This is a genomic window from Curtobacterium sp. VKM Ac-2852 (assembly GCF_013205045.1).
GTDB lineage: Bacteria > Actinomycetota > Actinomycetes > Actinomycetales > Microbacteriaceae > Curtobacterium > Curtobacterium flaccumfaciens.
Genome location: NZ_JABMLI010000003.1, coordinates 537,112 through 551,751, shown reverse-complemented (window position 1 = coordinate 551,751; position 14,640 = coordinate 537,112). Strand labels below are relative to the sequence as shown.

Below are 14,640 nucleotides of genomic sequence, written 5' to 3'. Positions count from 1 at the left end.
CAGACTGGACGGACGAACCGCCGCGTCACCGCTCGCGGATCCGCCGCCGTACGAAGGAGTACCCGATGCCCGTCCGCCTGTCCCCGGAGACCCTCGACGAGATCGCCGCGAGCGGTGTCGCCGTGCCCACCTACGACCGCGACGGCATCACCGCCGGCATCGTCCACTTCGGCGTCGGCGGGTTCCACCGCGCGCACCAGGCGATGGTGATCGACCGGCTCCTGCAGCAGGGCGACGCCCGCGAGTACGGCATCTGCGGCGTCGGCGTGCTCGAGCAGGACCGTCGGATGGCGACCGCGATGGCCGAACAGGGCGGGCTGTACTCGCTCGTCCTCAAGCACCCGGACGGTACCCGCGAGTCCCGTGTCGTCGGCAGCATCGTCGAGTACCTGCTCGCCGTCGACGACCCGGACGCCGTCGTCGAGAAGATGGCGCACCCGGACACCAGGATCGTCAGCCTGACCATCACCGAGGGCGGCTACAACTTCGATCACGTCACCGGCGAGTTCGTCGCCGACGAGCCCGGCGTCGCGGCCGACCTGCGCGGCGACGGCCCACCCCACACGGTGTTCGGCCTGGTGGTCGAGGCACTGCGCCGCCGACGTGACCGCGGCCTCGCCCCGTTCACCGTGATGTCCTGCGACAACATCCAGGGCAACGGGCACGTCGCCCGGTCGATGTTCACCGCCTACGCCCGGCTGCAGGACCCGGCCTTCGCGGACTGGATGGACGAGCACGTGGCGTTCCCGAACTCGATGGTCGACCGCATCACCCCGGTCACCGCCGACGGGGACCGCGCCTGGGTCCGCGACGAGCTCGGCATCGACGACGCCTGGCCGGTCGTCGCAGAACCGTTCTTCCAGTGGGTGCTCGAGGACGACCACCCCGCTGGCCGCCCGCCCTACGAGGACGCCGACGTCCAGCTCGTCGACGACGTCGAGCCGTACGAACTCATGAAGCTGCGGCTCCTCAACGCCAGCCACCAGGGGCTCTGCTACTTCGGGTACCTGTCCGGGTACCGCTACGCGCACGAGGCCACGCAGGACCCGGCGATCGCGACCTTCCTGCGCCGCTACATGGACGAAGAGGGCACGCCGACGTTGCACCCGGTGCCCGGCATCGACCTGGAGGACTACAAGTCGACCCTCATCGAGCGCTTCCGGAACCCCGAGGTGCGCGACACCCTCGCCCGGCTCTGCGCCGAGTCGAGCGACCGGATCCCGAAGTGGCTGCTCCCCGTCGTGCGCGAGAACCTGGCGGCCGGTCGCCCCGTCACGCTGTCTGCCGGCATCGTCGCGTCGTGGGCCCGCTACGACGAGGGCACCGACGAGTCCGGTGAACCCATCGAGATCGTCGACCGGCTCGCCGAACCCCTGCACCGCATCGCCCTGACCCAGCGCGAGGACCGCCTCGCCTTCGTCGCGAACCGCCAGGTCTTCGGCGACCTGGTCGACGACGAACGGTTCGTCGCGGCGTACCGCGACGCCCTGGACGGGCTCATCGCGGACGGCGCGCACGCCACCGTGGCGCGCCTGTCGCGGTCCTGAGACGCGACCGACCGACGGACGGGAGGCCCGTGGCGGCGCCGCCACGGGCCTCCCGTCCGCCTTCTGGCGGCTGCCGTCAGCCGCTCACCGCGCGACGTCGTCCCACGGCACCGGGGTGGTCTCGCCCGTCTCCCAGTCGCGGCGCAGCACGCCGTAGCCGACCGACCCGACGGCCGGGCCGCCGTCGACGGGCCACGCCTCGCGGTAGTGGGCCTCCTGCACCCACCCGGCGCGGACGAAGACCCGGCGCATGGCGGTGTTGTCCTCGCGGGTCTGGCCCTCGAAGCGCGTGATCGCCGGCATCGTCGTCAACACGTGGTCGGTCACCGCACGCAGGGCGGGGACCCCGAGGCCCCGACCCCGGAACCGACCGGCCAGGCGCAGGTCGAACAGGGGGACGGGGTCGGCCAGGTCCTCGAGGCGGACCAGACCGATCCGCCCGTGGTCGTCGTGGTCGAGCCAGGAGGTGTCGTGCTCGTCGTCGCGGTAGGCACCGGAGTCGACGGCGCTCGCCGCGTCGGCCGCGCTGATGCGGCGTCGGACGTGGAACGGGAACTCCTCCGACGTCAGGAACGCGAGCAACTCCTGGCGGTCGGTGCCGGTGGGGTCCAGGCGGGTGAGGCGGACGGCGGGAGCTGGCATGCCGCTCAGGGTAGTTGCACGGTGATCGGGCAGGCTCGGGGTGTGCGAGGTGGGACGAGGACGACGACCGCGGCCCTGACGGCCCTGGTGCTGGTCGGGTTGGTGGGGTGCTCCGGTGGCCCGGGTGGGGCGTCGACCGGGAGGATGTCGTCGGCGTCGGCTTCTGCAACGGCTTCTGGTTCTGGGTCGGCTTCCGAGTCCGTGGCGCCGTCGACCGACCCGGCCACTGCCCGGGCCTTCGCTGCGTTGGAGCGGCGGTACGACGCACGACTCGGCGTCGTCGCCGTCGACACCGGGGACGGTCGGACGATCGCGCACCGTGCGGGGGAGCGGTTCGCGTTCGCGTCGACGAACAAGGTGTTCATCGCGGCTGCGGTCCTCGACGCCTCGTCCGGCACCGACCTGGCGACCGTCGTGCACTACGACCGCGGCGACCTGCTCGAGTACGCGCCCGTGACGAGCGAGCACGTCGACACCGGGATGACGGTGCGCGAGCTCATCGACGCCGCGCTCCGCTCCAGCGACAACACCGCGGCGAACCTGCTGGTGGAGCGGCTCGGCGGGCCCGACGCCGTCGAGCGGTGGCTGCGCGGCATCGGGGACCGGACGACGCATGTCGACCGGGTCGAACCCGACCTGAACGAGGCGACCCCGGGCGACCGACGGGACACGACGACACCGGAGCGGTTCGCGGCGGACCTGGGGACCGTGCTGCTCGGGGACGCCCTCGACGCCGCCGACCGGCGGGTGCTCCGCGAGGCGATGCTCGGCAACACGACCGGCGACGCGACGATCCGTGCCGGGGTGGACCCGTCGTGGCGGGTCGCCGACAAGACCGGCACGGCGTCCTACGGGGTGCGGAACGACATCGCGATCGTGACGCCGCCGGGGCGGGCGCCCATCGTGCTCGTCGTGATGACGAGCCGGGCCGATCCCGGTGCGGAGCCGTCGGACGCGCTCGTCGCCGCGGCGACCCGTGCCGCGGTCGCCGGGCTGAGCGACTGAGTCGCACGCATCGCGGGATCATCGTCGCGGGACTGTCGTCGCGTGACTAGCGGAGGGTGGTCGCCCAGCGCCCGATGGCGTCGTACGCCCGTTCCCGCACCTTCGGCGCGGACAGCACCACGTCGTGCAGGGCACCTTCGAGCCGGCGGATCGTGACCTCCTCGCCCAGGGAGAGCGAGCGGTGCGCCACCGTGTCGACGTTCAGGGCGACGTCGGCGCGCGCCATCCCGGGGTCCCACCGCGGCTGGAGCATGCTCTTGTCGCTCAGCATCACCAGGGTCGGCACCCCGATGCCGAGGCCCTTCTCGACCTGTGCCTGGCCGTCGAAGACCGCGGCGAGCCACCCGGGGTGCAGGGGGAAGCCGCGCTCCGGCCGCCACTTCTGTTCGTAGGTCCACGACCCCTCGCCCTCGGCCGAGACGGTGCGGGTGTAGAAGCCGGGGTCGACGGCGGGCATCGGAGCGAGGGGGTTCCGACGGGCACCGAGCTTGATGACCGGTGCGACGATCGCCCGGCCGACCGCGGTGGCCTGGAACTCGAGCCACGGGCTGTTCAGCACGAGGCCGTGCACGAGCTCCGGGTGCCGGGCGGCCCAGAGCGACAGGGTCAGGCCGCCGGTGGAGTGGCCCATCGGGACGAGCCGGCGGCGGTCCGAGCCGGGGTGCTCGGCCGAGATCGCGTCGAGCGCCGCGGCGATGTCCTCGTCGTACACCGCCAGGTCGTCGACCATGCCCGGGGTCTGGTACGGGCGCAGGCTCCGACCGTACTTTCGCAGGTCCAGCGCGTGGAACCGGGCACCGAGCCGCTCGAGGCGTTCGGCGAGCTCGACCTGGAAGAAGTAGTCCGACCAGCCGTGCACGTAGAGCACGTCGACCCCGTGCAGGGGCCCACGGCCGTGCAGCAGCAGGTCCGTCGGGGTGTGCCGGCGGCGGACCAGGGTGGCGACGACGGGTCCCTCGGAGTCGGTGCCGAGCGGCAGTTCGAGCCGTTCGTACGGTGCTCCGAGCACGTCCTCGTGCCACCCCTGGTCCGTCATGCGCCGAGCGTATCCGGCGCTGCTGCGGGTGGTGCGGGTGCGGCGGGGTCGCGCCGCACGCCAGCCCGTCGCGCCGGCGGGGTGCGCGTTCTAGCTGCGGGGAGCCCGCACGAAGAACAACGTGATGGCGCCGAGCACGACCGCGGCGACGATGAGCGCCCAGGCGAGCACGATGACCGGCCCGTCCCAGGGGGTGAAGAGCAGTCCGACCCCGATCACCAGGGCCACGGCGGCGCCGATGAGGGCGAGGCGGTGCGGTCGTACCGGAGCGGTGCGTGTCACGGTGCCCACGGTACGCGCGCCGGGCTGGCAGTGCGGCGTCGAGCGGGTACGCCGGTCACACCGTCGTGCGCATCACCCACCGCCACTTGGCGATGCGGCGGTCGCGCACGAACCCGAACTGCGTGAACAGTTCTTCCGGTCCGGTGTGCAGGTAGGCCCCGCGCTGCGGCTTCCGCTCGACCGTCTGCTCCGGGTAGGCCTCGACGGTCCCGCCGCCAGCCCGCCGGATCTCCTCGAGCGCGGTCGTGACCGCGGCGCGTGCGACCCCCTGACCGCGGTGTCGGGACTCGACGAACACGCAGCCGATCCGCCAGTCCGGCGGCGCCTGGGCATCCCGGGTGTAGGCGCCGGGGTTCAGGATCGTCGGCAGCTCCACCGGTCGCCCGAACTGGCACCAGCCGACCGCCGTGCCGTCGGCGTAGACGAGCACCTGGTGGTTCGTGCCGTTCCGCACGTGCCGGTGCTTCGCCTCCTGGTGGGACACCGTCGGGTCGGGCGTCCCGCGTGGACCGTCCGGGTGGAAGCCGATGCACCAGCACCCGCCCCACACGCCGTTGCTGCGGGTCACGAGCGCGGCGAAGTCGGGCCACGTCTCCTCGGTGAGCATCGCCGTCGAGTACTCCATGGGCCGATGATCCTCCGGCCCCGGCGATCCCGCCACCACCGCGACCGTGGTGTCCGGAACGGCGCGCGACCGGTGGTCAGGCTGCGCTGCGCCGGGCGGCGACGAGGCCGGAGACGAGCGCCGTGACACCGAGCCCGATGCCGACCACGCCAGCGAGTGCACCGAAGAACATCAGGGCACCGGCACCGATGTTCGCGCCGCCCTCGCCGGAGTCGTTCGCGTTCGCGTACCCACCGATGAACGAGGCCAGGAACGCCACGACGAGGAACGCCGTGCAGAGGATGTGCAGCACACGTGGCGCGAGCGGGGTCATGCCCGGATCGTAGCGCGGCGGTCCGGACGCGGTCGGCTGACGGCCCGGAACGAGACCACGAACGGCCTGGGCGTGGGTCCTAGGACAGCTTCTTGCTGTCCTCGAGCCAACCCGCGAGCTTGGTCATGTAGTCGGCCTGCGACGCGTAGTCGAGGGCCGGGAACGTCCAGCTGTGGACCTGCCCCGCCTCGAGCGCGGCGTTGTCGGCGAAGGTCGGCTGCTTCTCCAGATCGGCGACCTGGTAGCCCTGCTGCGACAGCAGCAGCACGTCACCGGTGATCTGGCCGGCGTTCTCCCACGAGTAGATGCCCCAGTAGAAGCCCTCGGGCTTCGGGTTGACGAAGTCGACCCCGTACGACGCGTACATCTGCAGCGACGGCTCGTCGGTCGGGCGGGTGACGTAGGCGCCGTCACCGTCGGCGTACATCGAGACGACCGACAGGTCCTTCTCCTTGGAGACCTTCTCGAGCTCGTCGGCCGCGGTGTCGAAGCGCTTCTCGGCGGCGTCGACCGTCGACTCCTTCGCGCCGAGGGACTCGGACAGTTCAGCGATCTTCTCGATGACGTCCTCGCCCTTGCCGCCCCACTTCACCTGGACGACCGGCGCGATGGCCTCGATCTGCTTCTCCTGCGCCGTGTCCTTGAAGCCGTAGCCGGGCTGCTTCGTGTCGAGCGTGCCCTTGGCGTCGGTCGGGTAGACCGACGTGACGACGAGGTCGGGCTTGAGCGCGGCGAGCTTCTCGAGGTCGATGTCGCCGTAGGCGGTGCCGAGCTGCGTGATGCCGTCGGTGTCCAGGCCCGCGAAGCGGGCGTCCTTCGCCATCGTCAGCTGCCCGAAGGTGCCGACGGGCTTCAGGCCGTACTCGATGAACGACAGGGCGATGTCGTTCAGCACGACGACGCGCTTCGGCGTGTGGTCGACCTTCACGGTGGCGCCCGTGGCGTCCTCGTACGACCACGCCTTCGACGCGGCGGTGCCGCCGTCGGAGTCGGAGTCGGAGTCGTTCGAGTTGCCGGTGCTCGAGCAGCCGGTCAGGAGGAGTGCCGAGACGGTCACGGAGGTCAGGAGGGCGGCGCGCAGGTGGCCACGTCGGGAGGTCTTCACGTTAGGAGAGGCTAACCTAAGTTCGCAGCACTCGCCAGCACGTCTTCGGTTTTCGTCGGGACCGTGTGCTCGGTCGGGGCGCTCGGGGCCGTGTGCTTCGTCGGGGCACTCGGCACGGGGTCGTGCTCGTCCGCCTCGGGCACGATCATCGGTGCACCGGTCACCGGGTCGGCGAACACCCGGGCGTGCAGGCCGAACGCGTGCTCGAGCAGTGCCGGGGTGAGGACGTCGTGGGGTGTGCCGTCGGCCACGACCCCGCCGTCGTGCAGCACCACGAGCCGGTCGGAGTACCGCGCCGCGAGCGACAGGTCGTGCAGGACCATCACGATCGTCGACCCCTGCTCGCGGTTCAGCCGCCGGACGAGCCGCAGGACCTCGAGCTGGTGCGCGAGGTCCAGGTAGGTCGTCGGTTCGTCGAGCAGGAGCGTCTGGGCCTGCTGCGCGACGACCATGGCGATCCAGGCACGCTGGCGCTGCCCGCCGGACAGGCTCGTGACGTCGCGGTGCGCCACCTCGGTCAGACCGGTGGCGGCGATGGCCTCTTCGGCGACGGCCGCGTCCTCGGCGGTCCACGGCTTCGCCCACGACTGGTGCGGGTTCCGGCCGCGCATCACCAGGTCGAGGACGCTGGTGCCCGCGGGGGCGACGGGGGACTGCGGCAGGATCGCGAGCTTGCGGGCGACCTGGCGGTTCGGTTCCCGGCGGATCGGGGTGCCGTCGAGCAGGACCTCGCCGGCCTGCGGCTTGAGCACGCGGCCGAACGCCTTGAGCAGCGTCGACTTGCCGCAGCCGTTCGCGCCGAGGAACGTCGTGACCGTGCCGCGTTCGATGCGCAGGTCCAGGTCGCGCAGCACGGGCTGGCGGTCGTAGCCGACGGACAGGGCAGTGGCTTCGAGGACGGGGGTGTGGTGCTCGTGCTGGTGCTCGTGCTGCTGCTGCTGGTGCGGTGTTGTCATCGGGACATCTCCTTGCGGTGACGGACGAGGAGCCAGATCAGGTACGGCGCCCCGATCACGGTGGTGATGATGCCGACCGGCACCTGCCACGGGAACGCGGAACGGGACAGCAGGTCGGCGGCGAGCACGAGCACGGCGCCGAGGGCACCGGCGAGCAGCAGCGGCGGCCGGTTCGTGCCGGCGAGCCGGAGCCCGACCTGCGGCACGACGAACGCGACGAAGCCGACCGGCCCCGCGGCGGCCACGGCGGCGGCGGTCAGCACGACCGCGAGCGCGATGACGAGCAGCCGGTGCCGCTGGACGCCGAGTCCGACGCCCGTCGCGACCTCGTCGCCGAGCTGCCCGATGCCGAGCGCCGCACTCGTCGCCAGTGCGATCGGCACCGCGACGGCGGCCACCACGAGCAGCGGCCAGACGCTCTCCCACGAGGTGCTCGACAGGCTGCCGACGAGCCACTGCGACGCTGCGGTGGCCACGGTGATCTTCGCGCGGACGAGCAGGTAGCTCGTCACGGCGTCGAGCGTCGCGCTCACGCCGATGCCGACCAGCACGAGCCGGTAGCTCTGCACACCCCCGCGCCAGCCCAGGCCGTACACCAGGACCGCAGCGACCAGGGCGCCTATCGTGGCAGCCACCGGGATCCCGCCACCGAGCAGCAGGGACGAGACCGAGTACGTCCCGCCGCCGAGCACGATGGCCGCGACCGCACCGACGCTCGCGCCCGCGGTGACACCGATGATGTCCGGGGTGCCGAGGGGGTTTCGGGTGAAGGTCTGGGTGAGCGCCCCGGCGACCCCGAGCGTCAGGCCGACGAGTGCGCCGGTGAGCACACGGGGCAGGCGCAGGGTGGTGATGATGAAGGCGTCCGGCCCGGACTCCAGGCCGAGCAGGGACCTGACGACGACCCCGGGAGCGATCCACGTCGAGCCGACCGCCGTCCCGATCACGATGAGCACCAGGACGGTGGCGAGCGACCCGACGGTGTACCAGAACACCCGGGGGCGCCAGGCGAGGCCGACGGGGCCGATGCGGATGCCTGTGCGGCCGGGGGTATGGGGGGCAGGGGCGGGCGTGCCCGGCGTGGTGGTCTCGGGCGTGCTTCCGGGCGTGCTGCCGGTGCTGCCGGGCGTGCTGCCGGTGCTGCGCACCGCTGCCCCGCTCACAGTGACACCAGCGATCGGCGACGGGCCACGGCGACGAACACGGGGCCGCCGATGACGGCGAGCACGATGCCGACCTCGACCTCGGAGAACCCGCCGATCAGGCGACCGATGACGTCGGCGAGCAGCACGAGGGCGGCGCCGACCAGACCGGAGACCGGCAGGGTCCAGCGGTGTCCGGTGCCGACGAGCGCGCGGGCGACGTGCGGCACGGTCAGGCCGACGAAGCCGATCGGGCCGGCAGCAGCGGTGGCGCCGGCGGCGAGCAGCGTGATCCCGCCCAGGCCGACGAGCCGGGCGACGAGCACGTTCTCGCCGAGTCCCTTCGCCAGCTCGGACCCGAGCCCGAGGGCGTCGAGGGCGCGGACGTTCAGCACCGCGAGCACGAGCCCGGCGGCCAGGAACGGCCACACCGCCCCGAGGATGTCGAGCTGTCGCGCGGCGAGTGACCCGACGACCCAGAGCCGGTACGCGTCGAGCGAGGCCTGGTCGGTCAGCACGACGAAGGAGGTCAGGGCGGCGAGCAGTGCCGACACCGCGGCCCCGGCGAGGGCGAGCGGAACCGGACTGGCCGTGCCGCTGCCGGCGATGGTCACCGAGAAGACGACGACGCTGGCGACCAGGGCCCCGACCAGGGCGAACCAGACGGTCGCGCTCGTGCTCGTCACCCCGAACACGTAGACGCCGAGCACCACCGCGAGCCCCGCTCCCGACGAGACGCCGAACAGGCCGGGGTCGGCGAGCGGGTTGCGGGTGTGTCCCTGCATGAGGAGTCCGGCGATGCCGAGAGCCGCACCGACCGCAGCACCGATCAGCGTGCGCGGGATGCGGGAGCCCCACACGATCGCCTCGTCGGTGCTCGACCCGGAGCGTGTGAGCCCCGCCCACACGTCGGCGACACCGATGCGGTTGCTGCCGAGCAGCATGCTCGCCACGGCGACGAGCACCAGGGCGACGACGAGTCCGATGATCACCGCGGTCCGCCGCCGCATCGCGGTCCGGTGGACGCCGAGGGCGCGGGACGCATCGCCGGCTCGGGCTCGGGACGCGTCGGGTTCGGGGGCCTCCGGACCGGAAGCCAGAACGGGATTGGGGGCTGGCACGGAAGTCATCTTAGGTTAGCCTTGCCTCATGGCGAAGACCCCGCGGCTCCTGCCGACGAACCCCCGGCTCTTCCGCGCCCGTGTCCTCCGGACCCAGCGGGTGACCCCCTCGATGCAGCGCGTCACCGTCACCGGGGACGACCTGCACGAGTTCGGCTACCTCGGTTTCGACCACTGGTTCCGCCTGTTCGTCCGACGCCCCGACCAGGACGCCTTCCGGATGCCCGACCTGGACGGCAAGAAGTGGTGGCCGACGTTCCTCGGCATCCCCGAGGACGTCCGTCCCCACTGCGCGAACTACACCGTCGCCGCGTACCGCCTCCTCGCCGACGGCACCGCCGAGCTCGACATCGACTTCGTCGTGCACCTGGACCACCGCGGTGAGCTCGAGGGCCGCGCCGCGATCTGGGCCTGCGCCGCACGCCCCGGCGAGGAACTCGCGATGCTCGACCAGGGCTGCATCTTCGATGTCCCCGCCGGCACCAGCGAGGTCGTCGTCGCCGCCGAGGAGACCGGGCTGCCCGGCGTCGTCGGCATCGCTGCCTCGTTGCCGCGCGACAGCGTCGGCCGCATCATCCAAGAGGTCCCGACCGCCGCCGACATCCGCGACCTCGACGCCCCCACCGGCGTGCAGGTGACGTGGATCGTCCGGCAGCCGGGCGCCGTCCCAGGCAGTGGTGCACTTGCCGAACTGCAGCGGCACGTGCCGTCCGACGACCAGGGCTACGCGTTCGTCGTGGGGGAGTCGCGCCTCGCAACGGAGGGCCGCCGCCACCTGCACCGTGCGGGTCTGCCGAAGTCGCGCATCACGTTCTCCGGGTTCTGGAAGCACGAGACGAAGGTCTCCGTCCCCGCCTGACCCGCGCGGTGCCTGGTGCTTCCGGGCGTACTGCCACAGAACTTCTGCCCAGGTACGCCCGGTCCGCCCAGGTATGCCCGGTTCCGCCAGGTACGCCCGGTTCTGCCAGGTATGCCCGGTTCCGCCAGGTACGCCCGGTTCTGCCAGGTATGCCCGGTTCCGCCAGGTATGCCCGGTCCTTCCCCTTGCGCGCGCCTTGCCTGGTGCTTTCGGGCATACCGCCACAGAACTTCTGCCCGGGTACGCCCGTTCTGCCCACGTATGCCCGGTCACGCCAGGTACGCCCGTTCTGATCAGGTACGCCCGGTCCTTCCCCTTGCGCGCGCCTTGCCTGGTGCTTTCGGGCATACCGCCACGGAACTTCTGCCCGGGTACGCCCGTTCTGCCCAGGTACGCCCGGTCGCGCCAGGTGCGCCCGGTTCCGCCCGCTGCGCCCGGTTCCGCCCGGTGCGCCCGGTTCCGCCCGCTACGCCCGGTCCTTCCCCTGGCGGGCGCGGTGCCTGGTGCTTTCGGGCGTACTGCCACAGAACTTCTGCCCAGGTACGCCCGATTCCGCCAGGTACGCCCGCTCTCGCCAGCCGCGCCGCGCTCGTGACGCGACCAACGGACGGACGGGAGGCCCGGTGCCAGCTGGCACCGGGCCTCCCGTCCGTGGTGGGGTGGCGTCAGCCCTTGAGGCCCGAGCCCGTCACGCCCTCCACGATCTGCCGCTGGAAGATCAGGTAGAGGATGATCAGCGGCAGCGCCGCGAGGATCGCACCGGCCTGGATGTCGGCGTAGCGCTGCCCGAAGCTGCCCTGGACCGTGGCGAGCCCGACCGGGATCGTCATGAGGTCCGGGTTGGACAGCACGAACAGCGGCAGCAGCAGGTTGTTCCACACCCCGACGAAGGTCAGGATCGTCACGGCCGCGATCACCGGACGCGACAGCGGCAGGATGACCGACCAGTAGACCTTCCAGATGCCGGCGCCGTCGATGCGCGCCGCCTCTTCGAGCTCCTTCGGGATGCCGTCGAAGAACTGCTTGAAGATGAACACCGCGATCACGGCGGGCACCTGCGGGAAGATCACCGACCAGTAGGTGTTGAGCAGGCCGACCGCGTTGAGCTCCTGGAAGATCGGGATGATCAGCACCTGCGTCGGGATCATGATCCCGAGGATGATGAGCAGGAACGCGATGTTGCGGCCGCGGAACACCAGCCGCGACAGCGCGAACGCCGCCATCGACGCGAACAGCACGGTGAGTGCCGCCGTGACGACGCTCGTGATGGCGCTGGCGAGGTACCAGTTCCAGATGTCGCCGGCCTGGAACAGCGACGAGTACGAGTGCAGCGTCGGGTTCCAGTTCGACAGGATCGCGTTCGCGCCGAGGGCGGCGACGCCGTTGTCGGACAGCGACGTCTTCAGGGCGAACACACTCGGGATGAGCCAGATGATCGCGAAGATCGTCAGGACGATCCCCGACGCGATCGTGAAGCCCCGACCGCTGACGCCGATCTTCGCGGCGCTCGTGGGAGCGGCGGACGAGACGCCGGTGCGGAGCTTGCGGCCGGTGGTGATGCTCTCGGTGGCGGTCATGTCAGGCCCCGATCTCTCGCTTGGCGGCAGCACGCTCGACGAGCTGCCGGATGACCGCGATCGCCACGATCACGATGAACAGGAGGACCGACGCGGCCGATGCGGCACCGAGCCGGTTGTCGGTGAAGCCGACGCCGGTGATGAGCTGCAGCGAGACCTGGGTCGAGATGCCCGGCCCGCCGTTCGTCATCAGGTAGACCTGGTCGAAGATCTTCAGGCTCGCGATGATCTGCAGCAGGACGACCAGCGTCGTCGTGCGGCCGAGCAGGGGGAGCGTGATCGACTTGATCTGCTGCCAGTTCGACGCACCGTCGACGGCGGCTGCTTCGTACAGTTCGCGCGGGATCTCCTGCAGACCGGCCAGGTAGAGCACGAAGTTGAAGCCGAGGGTCCACCACACGGTGGCGATCGCGACACCGATCATGGCCGTGTTCGGGCTCGACAGCATGCCGGAGCCGGGCGTCATGCCGATCGCGGACTGCAGGCTCGCCCACAGACCGGTGCTCGGCGTGAAGATGAACACCCAGATCAGCGAGATCGTCGCCGACGGCAGGATGAACGGCAGGAAGAACGCCAGACGGAAGAACCACTGCCCGCGGTTCATCCGGTTCGTGAGCACGGCGAACACGAACGCCAGGATGACGAGCGGCGGGGTCGTGTACAGCGTGAACTGCAGCGTGTGCCAGAGCGACGACCAGAAGTCGCTGCGCCCGAGCATCTCGGCGTAGTTCGCGAACCCGGCGAAGCTGCCGAGCCCGGTGCGGACGGTCGAGGTGTTGAAGAAGCTCGTGACGATCATCCAGACCGTCGGGCCGAGCAGGAAGGCCACGTAGAACAGGCCGAACGGGGCGAGGAACAGCCAGCCGCTGCGGCCCTGGCCGCGGTTCACGCTGGAGCCGTAGGAGCGGTTCCGGCGGAGACGCGGCGCGGTGGCCGCGTCGGTCGGCCGGTCGAGGACAGGTGCTGTGGTCACGTCATCGTGCCTTTCGCGCGGTGTTCACGGCGATCGCGGGGGTCGTCTGCCCGGGGTGGTCCCGACGGGCGGTTGCGTGCCGGGTCACAGGGGGCTCGGGGTGTTGAGGTACGTCGCGAGCTGCGACTTGATGGCGCTGAGGGCCTGCGCGGGGGACGAGCTGCCCTGCTGCACGAGGGCGAGCTGGGCGCCGACCGTGCCCTCGAACGTCGAACCCGAACCGCCGTACCAGGCGGCGTCGTCGAACACGGCGGTCTCGGCTGCGGCCGCGTAGTTCGACTGCGGCGTGAGCTTCTTGTAGGCGGCGCTGTCGAACGTCGGGATGTAGGCCGGCACGTGCCCGCCCTCGGCCCACGTCAGACTCTGCTCGAGCATCTGCTTGATGAAGAGCATGTGCTGCTTGCGCTGCTCCGGCGTGCGGGCCTTCTTCGGCAGGACGAACGTGTGCGAGTCCGCCTGGGTCGCCGGCTTGTCGTAGAGCTGGGGGATCGGCGCCATGCCGAAGTTCAGGCCCTTGATCGACTGCGCGGTGCTGATCTCCCACTCGCCCTGCATGAAGAAGCCGGCCTTGCCGTCGAACATGAGCGACTGCGCGGTGGCGTAGTCGAGGGCCTTGTTCAGCCAGCCCTCCTTCACCCACTTCTGGGTGCGGCTCGTGACCTCGTTGTAGGCGTCCTCGTTGACGGTGAGCTTCGATCCGCCGTCGCTGATGAACGGGGTGGCGTCCTTCAGCTGGTTGTACATCGTCCAGAAGAAGCGCCACGGGGTGGCCGTCTCCGGCACCACGTTCGCGACGTTGAGCGCCGTGCCGCCGGTGACCTTGGCGACCGCGGCGAGGGCCTTCTCGAAGTTGTCCATGCCGTTGAGGTCGACGAGGTTGCCGTCGCCGTCGATCAGGCCGGCCTTCTTGCAGACGTCGACGTTGTAGAAGAGGACGAAGGGGTGGGTGTCGAGCGGGACCGCGATGTTGTTGCCGTCGGTCTTCTGCGCCGCCCAGGCCTTCTGGTTGAAGTCGGCGGCGCTCAGGCCGACGCTCGCCAGGTCGTCGGAGGTGATCGGGTCGAGCAGGTCACCGTCCCAGAGCGGCTTCGCGCGGGTCAGGTGCGCGACCGCGACGTCCGGCGGCTTGTTCCCGACGGTCGCCAGTGTCAGCTTCGAGTAGTACGGGTTGCCCCACGCGAACGTGGTGCCCTGCAGCGCGCTCGAGCCGCCGTGCTGCTTCGCGTAGCCGTCCTCCATGGCCTGCATGCGGACGCCGTCGCCGCCGCCGAACAGGTTCCAGAAGACGAGGGTCTCGGGGTTGAGTGCGCTTCCGGCGAGGCCGGCGGCGAGGGGGCTCGAGCAGGCGGCGAGCGGCAGGACCGTCGCGGCCGCTGCCCCGGCGGCGAGGAAGCCCCGGCGCGAGAGGCGCGACGCGGGTGTTGCGGGTGGGATCGGCATGGCATCACTCCATCGGG

The 14,640-nt window shown here is 71.2% G+C and carries 15 protein-coding genes; 3 read left to right on the top strand and 12 right to left on the bottom strand.

The genetic code is table 11. The annotated features are described in order from the left end of the window. Nucleotides 1–65: 65 nt before the first annotated feature. Entirely contained in the window at nt 66–1,547 is a 1,482-nt protein-coding gene (locus HQQ79_RS13750) for a mannitol dehydrogenase family protein (protein WP_173034973.1), read from the top strand. A gap of 84 nt (nt 1,548–1,631) precedes the next feature. Here HQQ79_RS13750 and HQQ79_RS13745 read toward each other — a convergent pair whose 3' ends face one another. Continuing rightward, nucleotides 1,632–2,189, bottom strand: coding sequence for a GNAT family N-acetyltransferase (locus HQQ79_RS13745; RefSeq protein WP_173034971.1), 558 nt, complete (start codon nt 2,187–2,189; stop codon nt 1,632–1,634). Between the two features lie 201 nt (nt 2,190–2,390). Between HQQ79_RS13745 and bla the strand changes: the two genes are divergently transcribed. Further along, nucleotides 2,391–3,194, top strand: coding sequence for a class A beta-lactamase (bla, locus tag HQQ79_RS13740; protein ID WP_367948103.1), 804 nt, complete (start codon nt 2,391–2,393; stop codon nt 3,192–3,194). Nucleotides 3,195–3,240: 46 nt separating this feature from the next. Here the strand turns inward: bla and HQQ79_RS13735 are convergent, their stop codons facing one another. The 8 genes from HQQ79_RS13735 to HQQ79_RS13700 form a co-directional block, all read right to left on the bottom strand. Continuing rightward, a complete protein-coding gene (locus HQQ79_RS13735) occupies nt 3,241–4,230 on the bottom strand; it encodes an alpha/beta hydrolase (RefSeq protein ID WP_173034967.1) in 990 nt (329 codons plus the stop codon). 90 nt (nt 4,231–4,320) lie between these two features. Next, complete coding sequence (locus tag HQQ79_RS13730) at nt 4,321–4,512, bottom strand: hypothetical protein (protein ID WP_027466139.1); 192 nt, start codon at nt 4,510–4,512, stop codon at nt 4,321–4,323. Nucleotides 4,513–4,567: 55 nt separating this feature from the next. After that, complete coding sequence (locus HQQ79_RS13725) at nt 4,568–5,137, bottom strand: GNAT family N-acetyltransferase (protein WP_216852515.1); 570 nt, start codon at nt 5,135–5,137, stop codon at nt 4,568–4,570. A 76-nt stretch (nt 5,138–5,213) separates the two neighbouring features. Next, nucleotides 5,214–5,450, bottom strand: coding sequence for a hypothetical protein (locus HQQ79_RS13720; protein ID WP_173034965.1), 237 nt, complete (start codon nt 5,448–5,450; stop codon nt 5,214–5,216). 79 nt (nt 5,451–5,529) lie between these two features. Further along, nucleotides 5,530–6,555 carry an ABC transporter substrate-binding protein gene (locus tag HQQ79_RS13715; RefSeq protein ID WP_173034963.1) on the bottom strand — a complete coding sequence of 342 codons (1,026 nt, stop codon included), beginning with the start codon at nt 6,553–6,555 and terminating at the stop codon, nt 5,530–5,532. Between the two features lie 11 nt (nt 6,556–6,566). After that, nucleotides 6,567–7,511, bottom strand: a complete 945-nt coding sequence (locus tag HQQ79_RS13710) for an ABC transporter ATP-binding protein (RefSeq protein ID WP_173034961.1) — start codon at nt 7,509–7,511, stop codon at nt 6,567–6,569. Further along, nucleotides 7,508–8,659: an iron ABC transporter permease gene (locus tag HQQ79_RS13705; protein ID WP_173034959.1), complete on the bottom strand. Its 1,152-nt coding sequence runs from the start codon at nt 8,657–8,659 to the stop codon at nt 7,508–7,510. The genes HQQ79_RS13710 and HQQ79_RS13705 overlap by 4 nt, the downstream gene beginning before the upstream one ends. 11 nt (nt 8,660–8,670) lie before the next feature. Further along, nucleotides 8,671–9,774, bottom strand: coding sequence for a FecCD family ABC transporter permease (locus tag HQQ79_RS13700; RefSeq protein WP_367948102.1), 1,104 nt, complete (start codon nt 9,772–9,774; stop codon nt 8,671–8,673). Between the two features lie 28 nt (nt 9,775–9,802). Between HQQ79_RS13700 and HQQ79_RS13695 the strand changes: the two genes are divergently transcribed. Beyond that, nucleotides 9,803–10,633, top strand: coding sequence for a siderophore-interacting protein (locus tag HQQ79_RS13695; RefSeq protein WP_173034957.1), 831 nt, complete (start codon nt 9,803–9,805; stop codon nt 10,631–10,633). Between the two features lie 665 nt (nt 10,634–11,298). On the opposite strand, the gene HQQ79_RS13690 is transcribed toward HQQ79_RS13695, so the two are convergent. The 3 genes from HQQ79_RS13690 to HQQ79_RS13680 form a co-directional block, all read right to left on the bottom strand. Further along, nucleotides 11,299–12,210, bottom strand: coding sequence for a carbohydrate ABC transporter permease (locus HQQ79_RS13690; protein ID WP_027466145.1), 912 nt, complete (start codon nt 12,208–12,210; stop codon nt 11,299–11,301). 1 nt (nt 12,211) lies between these two features. Continuing rightward, entirely contained in the window at nt 12,212–13,183 is a 972-nt protein-coding gene (locus HQQ79_RS18730; protein WP_027466146.1) for a carbohydrate ABC transporter permease, read from the bottom strand. A gap of 84 nt (nt 13,184–13,267) precedes the next feature. Continuing rightward, nucleotides 13,268–14,623: an extracellular solute-binding protein gene (locus HQQ79_RS13680; RefSeq protein WP_027466147.1), complete on the bottom strand. Its 1,356-nt coding sequence runs from the start codon at nt 14,621–14,623 to the stop codon at nt 13,268–13,270. Nucleotides 14,624–14,640 lie beyond the last annotated feature (17 nt).